The 16,946-nt window shown below is 39.3% G+C and carries 12 protein-coding genes; 9 read left to right on the top strand and 3 right to left on the bottom strand.

The genetic code is table 11. The features are described 5' to 3' along the window. The first annotated feature begins 244 nt into the window (after positions 1-244). Positions 245-1,546, top strand: coding sequence for a serine dehydratase subunit alpha family protein (locus tag G6R09_RS05335; protein ID WP_163920962.1), 1,302 nt, complete (start codon positions 245-247; stop codon positions 1,544-1,546). A 534-nt stretch (positions 1,547-2,080) separates the two neighbouring features. Beyond that, the gene (locus G6R09_RS05330) at positions 2,081-3,406 is read left to right on the top strand and encodes an amino acid permease (RefSeq protein ID WP_065176683.1); all 1,326 of its coding nucleotides are present in this window, start codon (positions 2,081-2,083) and stop codon (positions 3,404-3,406) included. 80 nt (positions 3,407-3,486) lie between these two features. Here G6R09_RS05330 and G6R09_RS05325 read toward each other — a convergent pair whose 3' ends face one another. The 3 genes from G6R09_RS05325 to G6R09_RS05315 form a co-directional block, all read right to left on the bottom strand. Then, the gene (locus G6R09_RS05325) at positions 3,487-4,377 is read right to left on the bottom strand and encodes a DMT family transporter (protein ID WP_065176670.1); all 891 of its coding nucleotides are present in this window, start codon (positions 4,375-4,377) and stop codon (positions 3,487-3,489) included. Between the two features lie 246 nt (positions 4,378-4,623). Next, a complete protein-coding gene (locus tag G6R09_RS05320; RefSeq protein ID WP_065176669.1) occupies positions 4,624-5,184 on the bottom strand; it encodes a 3'-5' exonuclease in 561 nt (186 codons plus the stop codon). A gap of 109 nt (positions 5,185-5,293) precedes the next feature. After that, positions 5,294-7,183 (bottom strand): acyltransferase family protein, encoded by a 1,890-nt coding sequence (locus G6R09_RS05315; protein WP_163920959.1) that lies wholly within the window; start codon positions 7,181-7,183, stop codon positions 5,294-5,296. A gap of 299 nt (positions 7,184-7,482) precedes the next feature. On the opposite strand from G6R09_RS05315, the gene G6R09_RS05310 reads away from it, so the two are divergent. The 7 genes from G6R09_RS05310 (at position 7,483) to G6R09_RS05280 (ending at position 16,946) form a co-directional block, all read left to right on the top strand. Then, entirely contained in the window at positions 7,483-8,262 is a 780-nt protein-coding gene (locus tag G6R09_RS05310) for a helix-turn-helix transcriptional regulator (RefSeq protein WP_065168697.1), read from the top strand. Between the two features lie 325 nt (positions 8,263-8,587). Continuing rightward, on the top strand, positions 8,588-9,646 hold the full coding sequence (locus tag G6R09_RS05305; protein WP_065168696.1) for a PTS fructose transporter subunit EIIC: 1,059 nt from the start codon (positions 8,588-8,590) through the stop codon (positions 9,644-9,646). 69 nt (positions 9,647-9,715) lie between these two features. Next, positions 9,716-10,030 (top strand): PTS fructose-like transporter subunit IIB, encoded by a 315-nt coding sequence (locus G6R09_RS05300; protein ID WP_065168695.1) that lies wholly within the window; start codon positions 9,716-9,718, stop codon positions 10,028-10,030. A 281-nt stretch (positions 10,031-10,311) separates the two neighbouring features. Next, on the top strand, positions 10,312-11,154 hold the full coding sequence (locus G6R09_RS05295; RefSeq protein ID WP_163920957.1) for a helix-turn-helix transcriptional regulator: 843 nt from the start codon (positions 10,312-10,314) through the stop codon (positions 11,152-11,154). A 253-nt stretch (positions 11,155-11,407) separates the two neighbouring features. Beyond that, positions 11,408-13,870 (top strand): glycoside hydrolase family 2 protein, encoded by a 2,463-nt coding sequence (locus tag G6R09_RS05290; protein ID WP_163920955.1) that lies wholly within the window; start codon positions 11,408-11,410, stop codon positions 13,868-13,870. A 284-nt stretch (positions 13,871-14,154) separates the two neighbouring features. After that, entirely contained in the window at positions 14,155-15,819 is a 1,665-nt protein-coding gene (locus G6R09_RS05285) for an ABC transporter substrate-binding protein (RefSeq protein WP_163920953.1), read from the top strand. Between the two features lie 140 nt (positions 15,820-15,959). Further along, positions 15,960-16,946, top strand: a complete 987-nt coding sequence (locus G6R09_RS05280) for an ABC transporter permease (RefSeq protein ID WP_060996890.1) — start codon at positions 15,960-15,962, stop codon at positions 16,944-16,946.

The raw sequence follows: 16,946 nt of genomic DNA, 5'->3' as shown, positions 1-16,946 counted from the left end.
AAAATAATCCCAAAAAAAACGTGATCAATGTAACATTATTTCACTTACTGGAATTTATATAGAAAATAATTCTATTTTACCTTTTTATAAGTAGGGAATATACGATTTTTTTCTATACAACTAAATGTATACTCAAAATCAATAACTAACATGTAACGTTAGCTACATATTGATTTGGCAAATGCTTGAATTTGCTTTAAATCCGTAATTTTTGATTTTTTATATAAATCGTTAGGTGGTTGCAATGAAACACACATTTTGGCCGGCATTTATTGATGTTGTAAAACGCGATGTTGTTCCTGCATTAGGTTGTACTGAGCCTGTATCCGTTGCACTCGCCTCAGCAATGGCTGTGAATAAACTCAATATAAATTATCAAAATATTACTGCAATTAATGTGCAGGTTTCAGCCAATTTAATGAAAAATGGTATGGGAGTAACGGTTCCTGGTACTGGTATGGTTGGACTTGAAATTGCAGCAGCGGCTGGCGCTGTGGCTGGTGATAGCAATGCACAATTAGAAGTGCTTAAAAACCTTACCGCTAACGATGTTGCTATCGCAAAAAACATGTTAGATCAAAAAATGGTGACCGTTAGCGTTGCCAATGTCAGTAATATTCTTTATTCCAAAGTCACCATCTTTAGCGCCGATCGTTCTGCTAGCGTGACGATTGCAGATAGCCATACCCATGTGTTAGCCATTGAAGAAGACGGGATCACAACTTATATTGCCGATCCACAACCGACATCAACAGCAACAAAATCTATTACAAGTAATCCTTTTATTGATGCCTCTGCACAAGATATTTTTGATTTTGCAACTCAGGCACCATTAGCTGATATTGCGTTTATTAAGCAGGCTTATCAACTTAACAACGACCTTTCAATTGAAGGCTTAGAAGGCAATTATGGTCTCCAAGTTGGCGCGACATTTAAACGCAGTATGGAGCGCGGTTTACTTGCTGGAGGCTTATTAACTGATGTATTACTTCGTACTGCTGCCGCTTCCGATGCACGCATGGGCGGCGCAATGAAACCAGCCATGAGTAATTCAGGCTCTGGCAACCAAGGAATAGCTGCAACCATGCCTGTTGTGGTGGTGGCTGAATTTATCAATGCCGATGATGAACAACTTATTCGTGCATTAATGTTGTCGCACTTGATGGCGATTTACATTAAAAGCTATCAAAATAAATTATCAGCATTATGCGGCGCAACGACAGCATCAATGGGCGCTGTAGCGGGTATGACATGGTTACTTGGTGGTGATATTAAACAAATCAGCGCAGCGATTAACAGTATGATTGGTGATATTGCAGGCATGATCTGTGATGGTGCAAAAACCAGTTGTGCTATGAAAGTATCATCATCAGCTGGCTCTGCTGTAAAATCAGCATTAATGGCATTAGATGGCATCGGCGTAACGGGCAATGAAGGTATTGTTGCTCACGATGTAGACAGTACTATTCGTAATTTATCAATGCTCGCCAATGGCTCAATGACACAAACCGATGTGCAGATCCTTGATATTATGATTAATAAATAACCATACATTCACCAATATAGTAGCTAACTCCTCTAGATATATATAAAAGGTAAGATAACTGATTTACTTTTTTAGCTTTATCTAGAGGATTATATTGCACCAATTGTACAGTTATCAGCAAAAAACAGTAAAAACCGCATTTCCCCCCTTCTTTATATTCTTTTTAGTCATATCAAATAACTTCTAGTTATTTAAAAAACACTCCATTAGCGTAATAATCAGCCATAAACAACACAAACGCTATTAGAAATAACCACCATCTAATCTAAAAATAATTGCACTATTCTGCCTTTCTATGTTACGCCATTTTATGCTTTTATATATAATGCTTAGTTTTGATAAGTGGCTCTAAAATTTTTAAATAACATATACTTAAAGTAAGTTCCATGAGCTATACACACTCATTGCTACTGCTCTTTCGTTATAATTTGACTGCTTTATATTTCTAATAATACGCAAAAAAGGCCGGCATTTGCCGTAAAAAATAATAAACCAAAGATTGTGACTTGGTTAACTATTCAGGCTGAAATTAATATGAATCAAACAGTCAATTTACCTCTAGCAGCAGCAACCAATACACCGCTACATGTTCAAGCAAACATGACTCAACAACAATGGCAGCAAGCGATCAAGTTCGACAATGTCGACATCGGCTGGATCGTAATGAGCATTGGTATGGCTGTAGGTGCTGGTATTGTATTCTTACCCGTACAAGTGGGTGTAATGGGGTTATGGGTTTTTTTACTATCAGCAGTGATTGGTTACCCTGCCATGTATTTATTCCAAAAATTATTCATTAATACATTAGCGGAATCGAAAAAGTGCACTGACTATCCGGGTGTCATTTCAGGCTATCTCGGAAAAAACTGGGGTATTGGACTCGGGATCCTGTATTTTTTAATGCTAGTGATCTGGGTGCTGGTCTATTCATTAACTGTTACCAATGATAGTGCTTCTTACCTACACTCTTTTGGCGTTACCGAAACACCACTAAACAATAATATTTACTATGGATTAGCGTTAATCAGCTTACTAAGCTATATCGGTTCTAAAAGTGAAAAATTCCTATTTAAGATCTCGGGCTTTATGGCCGTTACGGTATTGTTGTTGGTTGCAGTGATGGGAATGTTATTAGTTCCTCAATGGAGCTTTGCTAATATCACACCGGTTCAAGACTGGGGATTAATGCTTAAAAATGCCATTATTACATTACCATTTACCCTTACATCGATTCTGTTCATTCAATCATTGAGCCCGATGGTTATCTCTTACCGCTCACATGAGAAATCGATTGAAGTAGCACGTTATAAAGCCACTCGAGCGATGAGAATAGCGTTTACTATTTTATTTATTATCGTGTTTTTCTTTGCCGTATCGTTTACTTTCGCGATAAATCAAACCGAAGCTAAGCATGCTATGAATTTGAATATTTCAGCACTGGCAATGATTGCACATTATTTCCCTGGTAGCTGGGCAACGATTGTCGGTATTGTGATCAATATCTTTGCGGTTGTGACATCTTTTTTTGGTGTATTCCTTGCCTTCAAAGAAGCTTGTCGTGGCCTTGCAATGAACGTATTAGAGCGTAAATTTGAAGCCAAAAACATTAATACTCAGCTAGTCGATAAATTTACGACGATCTTTATTATTTTACTAGCATGGGGAGCGATTACCTTAAACCTACCAATTCTCTCTTTTACTTCTATCTGTTCACCTATCTTTGGTATTGTTGGCTGCTTAATTCCGGCATATTTAGTCTATCAAGTGCCGAGCTTACATAAATATAAAGGTCCAGCGACCAACCTAATTATTGTCACTGGGGTTTTATTGTGTATTTCACCCTTGTTAGCTTTTGTTTAGGTCTTTACATCTTTTAATTAAAAAAACGCCGTAATCATGATGATTGCGGCGTTTTTGTATAAATAAAAAATAGACCAACATTAAGCGGTAACGGCATCAACTTGTTTCTTCGCTTTCGCACGTTTTTGTGCCATCGCAACCCCAGTAAGTACCATAAGACCACCAACATAATGGTAGCTATGTAACTGCTCACCTAGCATCACACTCGCAATACCAGCAGCCATAATAGGTAACAAATTCATAAACATTGCTGTTCTATCTGCACCTAAACGCTCAATACTTTGCATCCATAACCATGGTGCTAATACTGAGGCTAATAATGCGGCATACATGATCAAAGGCGCTGCTGCTGCAGTAATCGCCATACGATGACTGGTTAACAATAATGGCGTTAACATCACCACGGCAAAGAGACATTGCACATACACTGAATGCCAATTTGAAATCGGCATTTTCCAGCGTTTGATCAATACACAATATAGTGCGTATACAACAGCGGCTATCAACATTAAGCCATCGCCCTGTTTAATCCCTTGGCTCACCAAGTTACTAATATGGCCATGGCTTAGCATTAATACTAAACCACTTAACGATAAAACTGCCCCTACTAGTGCAAAAGGTGATAAGCGTTGGCCTAATAATGGCACACTTAAGAACATACTCACCAAAGGTACTAATGAAATAATCAAGGCAATATTGGTCGCACTGGTGGTTGCCGCAGCAAAATAGCCTAATGATTGGTTAAGCACCATTCCGAGTAAGCCTAAAAAAGCTAACTTAGTAAGATACGGTTTAATAACAGCTCGTTCGCGCCACACAGACTTAGCTAAAAAAGGGGTTAACGCAACTAACGCAAAAAACCAGCGATAAAAAGAAATCGCCCCAGGATCAATAACACTAAATGCCATCTTATTGACAATGGCATTCCCTGCCCAGATCGCAACAGTAAAAAAAGGTAATAAATAGAACATTGTCAGCCTTAGATAAAACAGTCATTTCAATAAAGGACATTGAAATAAATAACAACACTATTTTGTCACTTCCTATGAGAAACATATATTCGTGATCGGACATAGAAAATGCTTAGTCGGACATTTATATCGCTTGGTTAAATGATCAGCAACAATTCAAACGACAAAACCCTAAATTTCTTACTGTCTATATCAGCATAAGAAATTTAGGGCTTCAAAGAAAAGCGAATATGTATCAAGCCATCACTATTTATCGTCAGTTAATGGCTCTTTTTCACAAAACATCGTCGCAGCTAATCGCGCCAAGTTATAAGCATCAACATAACCTGAATGCTGACGTCCTTCCCATTCCACCCCAGCAATGTCCATTGCAGCCCGTTGCCCTAAACGCTTATTAGAGACGTGACGCTGTAATTTAAATAATGTCGCTAAATTTAAATACTCACGAAACGGCATTTTTAGCTCTTTGGCTGCACACTCTTTGTGTAAAATGCGATCATCATGACCCCAAGCCGCATAGATTTTATGGCGGCCACCAAACTTTTGTTCAATCGAACGTAAAATAGTTGCCAGTGGCTTACCATTTTTTTCAATCAAATCAGGCTTAATTCCTGTTAATTCAGTGCAAAAAGGCGAAATTTCATCATGTTCAGGGCGTACATAATGCTGAGCGCGTCGTACAATACGGCCTGTATTTAAATCCAGCTCCGCCACTCCAATTTCGATGATTTCACCAGTTCGCGATGTGCGGCCATCATTCCAGCAGCACATTTCGAGGTCAAAACAGACAATACGATCAAAATTCATTAAGTTATCCAAGAGTCACGGCGTAAAACGGGCGCAGATAATACCATTTTGTCACCATGGGTTCATCCTTGTACGCCAGATTATTGTTGCTCTTTTATCGACAACAAAACTAAATGACTATCTGCGATACAACTTTCTCTGCCCCTTGTTGCGAAGTGTGATGCGCATCATGATATAAAGGCTGTGAGTCTTGTACCGCATAACAATAACTGCTATCACAAAGTGCTTGTTGAGTATTGATAAAATGAACATTCGCTGGATAGTTAGCGTGTTTAAAATGATGCAAAATATCGTGATTGCGCTGGTTATAATAAGACTTAGACATTGATACGATATTTTCAACAGGCTTACCGACCCAATAATGTTCATAAAATAACTTACTAATACTACGTCCCATTTCAGGAACAGGTTCAATCACATAAACATTTTTTTTCGTTTTTGCTAATTGTAAAACCAGCCGATCAAATGACGTTAGAATATCAGCATATTGGGCTGTCTTTCGATGGGATAATCGTGGATAAACCCCTTCATTTTCACCGTATAACCCCGCTGAATATCGGTTTATCAATACGACATTTTGAATATGTTTATCTTGCAAAATATAATTAGCCGCCTCGTTATACCATCGAGAACAAGGGCTAAAGTTATTCTGTTGACCATAAGAAGGAATACAGCCCGCAAAGCTAAAATGTTTTAGCCCTTGATCTGTTGCTTTTAAGCGATTAGCTAAAGCATAACTAATGCTGATCGCATGGCTATCACCCAATACCGCCCAATCAATATTATTACCGTAGTACTCACACGCTTTTGCTGGATCTTGGTAATCATAAACATGGCAATTGACACGGTTCGGCGTCGGCTTAATGTCTTTGACGATATTATTAACACTCGCAGGAAACCTATCAACGGCAAAGCCATTATTTTTAAATACCACCGCAGCAAGCCCACCAACAATAATAATTAACCATACAGGTAGAGAGGTCATTAATTGACGAGGTATTGATACCGATTGAGCTGACGTTTTACGATTTTCAATATAGTGATAACTTAAAGCACCTAATAATACCGACAGTGGAATACCGATAAATTCAAAATATGGAATAGACAGGTAGTAGCCAATCACCACCAGCGGCCAGTGCCATAAATAAATTGAATATGACCATAAGCCTATGCGCTGTAGAATAACGGCATTAAAAAAGCCTTGCTGACGATTTGCTAAAATAATCAAAAATGCGCCTTCCACAGGCATTAATGCTAAATACCCCGGCCACATGTCTTTTTCACCCATGGTGCTATAAGAGGCAATAATTAATAGTACCCCAAGCCACTGACAATATTTTTTATTGTTTTTATTAAGTTGGACTGGGTATAGATATACTAATCCACCTAACATCATCTCCCATCCTCGAACAGGAAGTAGAAAATAAGCATAAGTTGGATTTTGATGACTCACGTAGAGATTAAAAAGAAAGCCACACCCAGTAATCACCAACAGTATTTTTTTAATCGTTGCTAATTTGAAAATTTTATTCAGAATCACTAATACTACAGGGTAAATAATATAGAACTGCCATTCAACAGACAGCGACCACGTATGTAATAGCCATTTTTCATGTGATCCAGCGTCAAAATAACCCGATTCTTTAAAATAAAAAATATTAGAGATAAAGCCGCTACTGCCAGCAATGTGCTTACCTAAAGTTCGATAATCGACTGGAGTTAAGTAAAACCAACCTAAAATTAATAATACACTGCACATTGCCATCAATGGCGGAATAATACGATTAGCACGAGCGATATAAAATTTAATAATAGAGAATTGATTATTGGCTAATCCTCTAAATATAATACTGGTCATTAAAAAACCAGAGATAACAAAAAAAACATCTACCCCAGCAAAACCACCAGGAATACGAATCCAAGCTGGATTAAAATGGAACAGTACTACTGCAATAACAGCTAAGGCACGTAAGCCGTTAATATCAGTTCTAAATTTCATAACATTCCTATATAGATCACATCTTTAGGGATAAGCAAAAAAATAAACCGAAAATAAACGATCACTACTGAGCTAATGTCATAAAAAAAACAATAATAGCATTTATTAACAATTAATTAGTTTTGATAAAAAATATCTATAAGTGGCCGTTTTAATATTATTACTGATGATATTTGTCATTTCATTACGATTAGGTTTGACGATTTAATTTATACAGCCGAAAAGGAAGAAATGCTTCTTTCATCTCGTTCTTGATGGCTGATATACTTATAAATTGGCAATAGTGTTTGGATCGAATCATGGCGACTATTTACAACCCAATTATTGATAATAATAATCCACCTAATGATGTTTTTTTTGTTCATGAAGTATTTGAGCCAGATACGAGTACCCTTAGCCATAGCCATTACTGGGGACAATTACACCTGGTAAGCAATGGTATTATTGAACTGAGTACAGCAAACAATCGTTTTTTAGCCCCTCCACGTTATGCGTTGTGGATGCCACCAATGATGGAGCATAAAAGCTATATTCGCCGTAGCCTTAATTATTGTTCAATGAATATTTGCCCACCGCTATCCGATAAACTACCTGCTTATCCTTGTTTATTGGAAGTGAGCGCCATTATGACTGCAATTATTGAAGATCTTCGTCAACGTCAAATCATGGTCGCGACTACCGAACAAGATAAGCATTTGGTTACAGTGTTATTTGATCAACTGTTATTATGCGAACAACATGACCAGTTTTTACCCACCAGCGAAGATAAATTATTACAGCCGATTTTAATTGAATTAGAGCATAATCCAATTAACAACCTCTCTCTAGCACAATGGTCCCAGCAGCTGCATACCACAGAGCGTACCTTAGCGCGCCATTATAAAAATAAATTAGGCATCAGTTTTACTGAGTGGCGACAACGACGTAAATTTATTTATTCATTACATCTATTACGCCAAGGTATGTCGGTTAACGAAACCGCATTAACCTTAGGCTATCATCAAGCATCGCCGTTTATTACCTTATTTAAAAAATACACTGGCGCAACCCCTGATCAATACCGTTTACGGTTAGATTAATCCACCTGACTCTACTAACGGTGATAGAAATCACAGCGGCATCGAGCCGTGTAATCCTCTATTTTTATTGCTGCAATCAAAAATAAACACCATTGGCGCATGTTCTGTGCGCTAGATCTCTTTCTCACAACCTCAAACCTGAGAGTTAAATCACAACTCATTTGGCTGGTTACAAATGTCCAGCAAATGCACGTTTTATCCCATACCGATAATTGTTTTAGCCGCACATAATGACTCCAACAAAACGGCTTTTTGCCATCTTAAACCTGTTATGTTGTTGTCCTTATCCGTGGCCAATGTTTCATAACGAAATGGAGTGATTCTTATGAAAAACCAATTGTCGCAATTAAAACGGCACCTTTTAACAGGTACCAGTCACATGTTACCGTTCGTTGTTGCAGGTGGTGTACTACTTGCTTTATCAGTAATGTTAGGTGGTAAAGGTGCTGTCCCTCAAGGTGTATTCCTTGAAGGTTTATGGGACATGGGTATTGCAGGTTTCACTCTATTCGTACCAGTGTTAGGTGGCTACATTGCTTATTCTATCGCTGACCGTCCGGCACTTGCTCCAGGCATGATTGGCGCTTACCTTGCTAACCAAGTTAACGCCGGCTTCATTGGCGCTATCATTGTCGGTTTCATTGCCGGTTACGTGGTTCTCCAACTAAAACGTATTCCGCTATCAAACAAGCTCAAAGCCATCTCAACCTATTTTATTCTTCCTATTGGTGGCACGTTCATTGTTTCAGGTCTAGTTATCTGGGTTATCGGTGCACCGATTGCAATGGCTATGGAAGGCATGAACGCATGGCTACAAGGCATGGCGGGTACATCTAAAGCATTCTTAGGTGTGATTCTTGGTGGTATGACAGCCTTTGATATGGGTGGTCCAATCAACAAAGTTGCAACCCTATTTGCTCAAACACAAGTCGGTACTCAACCATGGTTAATGGGTGGTGTTGGTGTCGCAATCTGTGTGCCACCTCTAGGTATGTTCCTTGCTACGCTTCTATCACCTAAGCGTTACTCTGATGAAGAGCGTGAAGCAGGTAAAGCGGCAGGTATCATGGGCTGTATCGGTATCACTGAAGGCGCAATCCCATTCGCAGCCTCTGATCCAGTACGTGTAATCCCTTCAATCGTTGTTGGCGGTATCGTTGGTAACGTAACAGCCTTCTTATTTGGTGTTCTAAACCATGCACCATGGGGCGGTCTAATTGTACTACCCGTTGTTGATGGCCGTATCTTCTATGTCGTGGCTATCATTGCAGGCTCAGTAACAACAGCCTTAATGGTTAACTTCCTTAAAAAACCGATTGCAGATCGCCAAGAAGAACAAGCACCTACAGCTGCTTCTGACGACCTTGACCTAAGTTTTGATTAATAACATCGCATTCACTTATCAACGCGTTAAACGCGTTAAACGCATTAAATAACAAATTTGGAGATTCACATGAAAGTATTAGCTATCACATCTTGCCCATCTGGTGTTGCACATACGTACATGGCTGCTGAAGCATTAGAAGTTGCTGCAAAAGCAAAAGGTTGGGATGTTAAAGTTGAAACCCAAGGCTCTATCGGTATTGAAAACGAAATCACCATGAGTGACGTTGCTGATGCTGATATCGTGATTCTAACAAAAGATATCGCGATCAAAAATGAAGAGCGTTTCGCTGGTAAGAAGATTGTTCGAGTTGGTGTAGCAGATGCGGTAAAGAAAGCACCGCAAATCATGGATAAAATTGAAGCGCACCTCGCTCAAGCGTAATCACCCTTAAAGGCACTGTTTATTCGCAGGGTCTTTATTCCCCCAACATAAAGCCACCTTAGATCACGTTATTTAAGGTGGCTTTTTCTATAGCAGCTGAAAAATGCGCATAACCGTATTCTTAACCAAATAAACTGGCATCAAGATAACAATTTCAAGAGCAATATATCGCATTCAGTGGCTAGCTAACTAATAATACGCATATTCACACATAAGGTACGTTAGCTAGATTGATTGGTTAGTCCACGTCCATGAAAAATAACAATAAGTAGACGCAAGAGATGCATAATATTTTTATCGATTTACTCGATAGTGCCATTACTGATTTTGAATCCTTAAATGACATCTGGTTTGCTGGTGATTCATTACCACCGCTGGAATCGAGCTATCAAGTTAACTTTCCTCGCTTAGAATTAGTTTTTAAAGGCCATTACGCCAATACTTTTGATAATCAGCAACCTGATGCCACCAATATTACTCTAGGGGTGGGTGAAGCGTTATTTATTCCAGCCAATGCTTGGAACAAACCTGAGTGGCAACATGAGTGCTCGGTACTCAGTTTATTATTTGGTAAAAGCCAACTTGGTTTTAGTCTTGTGAGTAAACGAGCCAATGAAGATGGTTTTTATGACGTACAAAAATACAGTGTACCGCAGCGCAGTAGCCATGCAATTGATCATATTCTCAATGCACTATCAAGCTTAACTCATGAAAAGAAAAAACAGCCTGCTGACAAATTTTTGTTAATGGCATTACTGTGCTATTGCAAAGATATGCTTGAAATGCCGACCAGCGATTGTACTCGCCGTAGCCAAGATTTATTTAAAGGCATTTGTATTTACGTTCAAGAAAATTTCCATCGCAACATTAACCGTAATACTGTTGCAGAACGATTTAATATTTCACCGAACCATTTATCACGTTTATTTCGTCAAGAAGGCCATATGCGTTTTGCCGACTATATCGCTTGGGTACGATTAGAGCGGGCAAAGTTTATGTTAAAGCGCTACAACTTCCGTTTAGAAGAAGTCGCTAATCGCTGTGGTTATCACGACTCCAACTATTTTTGTCGCGTATTTAAACGCAAAACAGGCAAAACGCCCACCGAATACCGTGTCCATTAAGCCTGTAAAGCAGTAGTTTCGCTACTGCTTTTTTTATTCGTATTACCTCAATATCAAACCATCATTAGTATTAATTGTAACAATATCAGCAGGCGACAAAAGTGATCAACGGCGGTCACAATTCATTCAAACTGATACAAAAGTCCAGTGATTGCATGCTTAATCCACTGCTAATTAGTCTTATATCGTAATAGACTTCTATTTCATTGTGTTTCGTCTCGTTTCATTTACACACAATAATAAGGATTATTACGTGTCTCATATTTCATTAGATGGTCAGTGGACGCTCACTTCACCGCAGCATTCTCATATTCATACGACGTGCACTTTACCTGGTGATGTTCACTCTGCCCTGATTGCCGCAGAGTTATTACCTCAGCCTTATTATGGCTGCAATGAAACCTTAATTCAGTGGGTAGGAGAAAGTGAATGGTTACTTACTCGTGAGTTTACAGTTGATAGCCATCTGCTGGATGCAACAGCGGTGGATTTGAATTTATCGTTTGTCGATACCATGGCGAGCATCTGCATTAACGGTACCCAAGTATTAAGTTGCAGTAATATGTTTCGCTGCTATCACGTTGATATTCTGCCCTATCTCCAATTAGGGACCAACCACATTAGCATTGCATTAGCCCGTAATGATATTGAAGCTCAGCGCCGCGCCGAAAAATTACCTTTTGCTGTACCATGGGCGGTTGGCAATAATCAGATCCCACACCTAAATACTCTTCGTAAAACGCAATGTCATGCAGGTTGGGATTGGGGCATTTGTTTATTATCAACCGGAATATATAACTCACTAGCCTTAACTCCAGTTTATGAGAGCCGTTTGCAGCATGTGCGCACCCAACAAGCATGGTTAGCCAATGGTGATTGTGAAGTCACAGTGACGATTGATTGTGACATCTTAGTTGAACAAACCACGCAAACACTTGAAATTAACTTTGATAAGCAAGTGCACACTATTGCAATTGATACCGCAGTTAAAGGGCCTCAAACCGTCACTATTGCTGTTGTTGTTACTGATCCACAGCGTTGGTGGCCAGCAGGTTATGGTGACCAACCGCTATATCCATTAACCGTCACCCTTAATAATCACACCATCACTAAAAAACTCGGTTTACGTGAATTACGCTTAGATACCCAAGTCGATGCCATTGGCAGTGCGATGACGTTTGTGGTTAACGGCAATCCAATTACCGCTAAAGGGGCTAATTGGATCCCTCTTGATGCCCTGCCGAGCCGCCAAACACCTGAACGTTACCGACAATTATTAGAAGATGCGGTCGCGGCCAACATGAATATGATCCGTGTTTGGGGTGGTGGCATGTATGAGCACGATATTTTTTATGAATTGTGCGATGAGCTTGGTTTATTAGTGTGGCAGGATCTGATGTTTGCCTGCGCGTTATACCCATCGACACCTGAATTTCTAGCCGATGTTGAATTAGAAATTGTTGACCAAGTTAAACGCTTAGCCGATCACCCTGCCCTCGCTTTATGGTGTGGTGATAACGAAGTCATTGGCGCAATTGGTTGGTATGACGAATCTAAACACAACCGTGAAAAGTACGTGGTCAACTACGATCGTTTAAATCGCATGCTACAACAAGTGGTTGAAAAGTACGATCCTAGCCGCCGTTTTTGGGCCAGCTCGCCGTGCAATGGTGAATTAGATTTTGGTGATGCGTGGCACGATGATAACCGTGGCGATATGCATTTTTGGGATGTGTGGCACTCGGGTAAATCATTTGACGCTTATCACAGTGTAAAACCACGTTTTTGTTCAGAGTTTGGTTACCAATCATGGCCGTCTTTACCAACGGTAAAAACATTTGCTGACGATGAAGATTGGAACGTTACTTCACCAACATTTGAACAACATCAAAAGAACGGTCGCGGTAATAGCATTATCACTGAAATGTTTACCCGCTATTTCCGCTTTCCCGTTGGCTTTGCCAATATGCTCTATTTAAGCCAAGTACAACAAGCAATAGCAATTAAAACGGCGTCTGAGTTTTGGCGAGCACATAAACAACATTGTCGTGGCATTCTCTACTGGCAACTTAATGATTGTTGGCCGGTGAGTTCATGGTCAAGTATCGAATATACCGGACGCTGGAAACAACTGCATCACCATGCTAAACGCTTCTTTGCACCTGTGATGGCAACATTTATTCAACAGCCACAACAGCCATTATGCTTACATGTGGTCAATGACCATCATCAGCCAATGCCAATTACCGGAAAGGTGATCAAGCTAGATTGGCAAGGCAATGTGCTTGAAACTTGGGATCTAGAAACTCAATTAGCCCCTGATAGCAGTACCGTTTTATGGCAATCTGATCAACAGTTAACAACCACAGCTGCTAAACAGGTCTTTTACCACGTACGCTTAACCTGTGCCGATGGTAGCGTGACTGAAAATGACCATTACCCATGTTTATTTAAACACGCACAATTGCAACAACCAGCAATCACGATTGAATGGCACCAAGATAACGATGCCATTTGGTTAGAGTTAGACTGTGACTATCCGGCATTATTTGTTGAACCACAACTTGAGTGCCAAGGTCGCTTTAGTGATAGTAGCTTTACCCTATTACCAAGCCATATTAGTGGCTATAAACAGCGCATTGATTATAAAGGTGAATGTAACCTTGAGACATTAAAACAAAGTTTAACCTTATATCATCTTCGTGGCAGTTATTAATTTATAAATTAAGCTAACGGCTATTTTAAATAATACCTATACGCATATTCTTATATGCGTATCTTGTTACAGCTGTTATTTATTATTTTTTTATTCCTATTGACTCATTAAATATAAAAATGAGATCCATATTCGATTAAATAAATAATAAAAGTAAAAAATAACATTTGCGACAATGTTCAAGTTAATTATCGTAAAAAGAAATAATAGTAATTAATACAAACGCTCCAGTTTCATCATGTTTATACGGAATTGATACCCTATATTTATAACAAGGAATCTTCATGATCATAAATAAAGCGCATACGCTCGCGTTAGCAATAGTGGCGGCATTATGTTCTCCAACCACTTTTGCTACGGAAAAAAATCAACTGACGATTGTGGCTGATTTTTATCCCACCATGATACGTAACTTTAACCCTTACCTCGCAACCAATTTACGTACCACAACTGACTTTATTTATGAGCCGCTAGTGGTATTTAATCAAATGCATGGCAATAAGCCAGTAATGCGATTAGCCAAAAATTACTATATGTCAGACGATCTAATGCAAGTCACGTTTGAGATTCGTGACGGTGTAAAATGGTCTGATGGTACGCCATTTACCGCTGAGGATGTGGTGTATTCATTCCAGTTGATTCATGACAAACCAGAGCTAGATCCAAAAAGTATGGATCGCTGGATCAAAAGCGTTCGCCAACAAGATAACAAAGTTATTTTTGAGTTAACTGAAGCGAACTCTAACCTTCCTTTTGAAATCTCTTCTATTCCTATCGTGCCGAAACACATTTGGAAAGACATTGAAAAACCAGAGTTATTTACCAATGAAAACCCTGTTGGATCTGGTCCTTTCACTGAAATAGACACCTTTACGCCACAATTATACGTTCAGTGTCGTAACCCTAATTACTGGGATAACGATAACCTTGAAGTCGATTGTTTGCGGGTACCACAAATTGCCAATAACGATCAGCTGTTAAATAAAATCATCAAGTCAGAGCTCGACTGGACCAGTGCTTTTATTCCTGATGTTGATGCACTGTATGCTGCGCGTAATCCTAATCATAAATACTGGTACCCAGCTGCAAGTACGCAAGCATTTATGATGAACTTTAAAACCCCACACCCAGGTAATAATGAAGCAATTAACACCCTTGATTTCCGTCGTGCGCTATCAATGGCGATTGATCGTCAAAAAATCATTGATGTCGCTTTTTACGGTAACGGCATCGTTAATGATTATGCATCAGGCTTAGGCAAAGGCTTAGAATTCTGGGCAGATCAAGATATTTATAATAAATACAAAGGCTTTAATACTTACAATATTGATAATGCCAAAGCATTACTCGCAAAAGCCGGCTTTAAAGATATCGATGGTGATGGTTATGTCGAAACACCAACGGGTAAAAAAATAGAAATATCAATCCAATCACCAACAGGTTGGACTGACTTTAATAATACCGTTCAACTTGGGGTTGAACAGTTACAAATGGCGGGTATCGATGTTAAAGCCAAAACCTCTGACTTTGCGGTTTATAACCAAGCGATGACTAACGGTACTTATGATATGGCTTATACCAACTACTTTAACGGTGCCGATCCATACCGTTACTGGAACAGTGCTTATCATTCACGTTATCAAGAAGGTGCGAACATGCCGCGCTTTGCAATGCACTTCTTTAAAAATGCTGAACTTGATCAATTGTTAGATAATTTCTATAAAACAGCCAACCAAGATCAACAAAAAGAAATTGCACATAAAATTCAAAAGATTATTGCTGAAAATCAAATCACTATTCCTGTGATGTCAGGGGTTGATGTTTATCAATTTAATGAAAGCCGTTTTACCGGTTGGTGGAGCACTGAAAACCCTAAAGGGCGTCCATTAGCATGGGCTGGTGTACCTGAGCGTTTATTACACGTGTTAGATTTAAAACCAAAAGCCTAATACCAAATAATGCCGTCATCTTTGCGATGGCGGTATTTATTTAGTGGCGATAAATACATAACTTTATTAATACTGCTGTTATTTAACCGCAGTATTTTAATTGTTATTCCTCTAACAAATTTTTATTAGGAATAAATACGATGGGCTTTTTCTTTCGGCGATTATCATTTTATTTTATCGCACTAATATTTGCAGCAACATTAAACTTTATATTACCCAGAGCTATGCCAGGTGATCCTGTGACAATGATGTTTGCCAATGCAACCTCACATGTTAGCCCTGAACGTATTGAAGCAATGAAAAAACTGCTTGGTTTTGTTGACGGCCCATTATACGAGCAATATTTTTCTTATCTTGCCAATATATTTACCGGTCAATGGGGAACATCAATTAAATTCTACCCATTATCGGTAAATGATCTCCTCGGCAGTGCGATTGGCTGGTCATTATTTTTAACCGGAACAGCGGTCGTTTTATCATTTTGCATAGGTTCTGTGATGGGCATTTTTGCCGCTTGGCGTCGTGGCAGTTATTACGACACCTTTATTTCGCCAAGTACACTAGTGGTGCAATCTATCCCTTCGGTGGTTATTGCGATGCTGGTGATGTTCACCTTTGCGATTGGCTTAGAGTGGTTTCCGATTGGCAATGCGTACACCTCAGGCACGACGCCAGATTGGTCTAGTTGGGCGTTTTATAAAGATGTGATGTATCACGCTGCATTGCCTTTGTTATGTGCCACTGTCAGCCAAATCGGTGGATTTTTAATTAGCATGCGTAACAACATGATCAACTTGCTTAACGAAGACTTTATTACCATGGCCAAAGCCAAAGGATTAAGTGAACATCGGGTTATTTTTAACTACGCTGCTCGTAATGCGATGCTGCCTAGTGTCACTGCATTATCAATGGCTTTAGGTACTGCTATCAGTGGTCAGTTAATTGTTGAAATGATCTTTAACTATCCAGGTCTTGGTACGGTGTTACTAAACGCCATTCACGCCCGTGATTACCAAGTACTTCAAGGACAATTATTACTGATGACCTTATTTATGTTGTTCTTTAACTTTATGGCCGATCTGTTAATTGTGCTGTTAGACCCCCGTCTACGTAAGGGAGATCGATAA

It is taken from the genome of Photobacterium sp. Alg240-V54 (assembly GCF_900537155.1).
Taxonomy (GTDB): Bacteria; Pseudomonadota; Gammaproteobacteria; order Enterobacterales; family Vibrionaceae; genus Photobacterium.
This window is presented reverse-complemented; position numbering and strand designations above follow the sequence as displayed.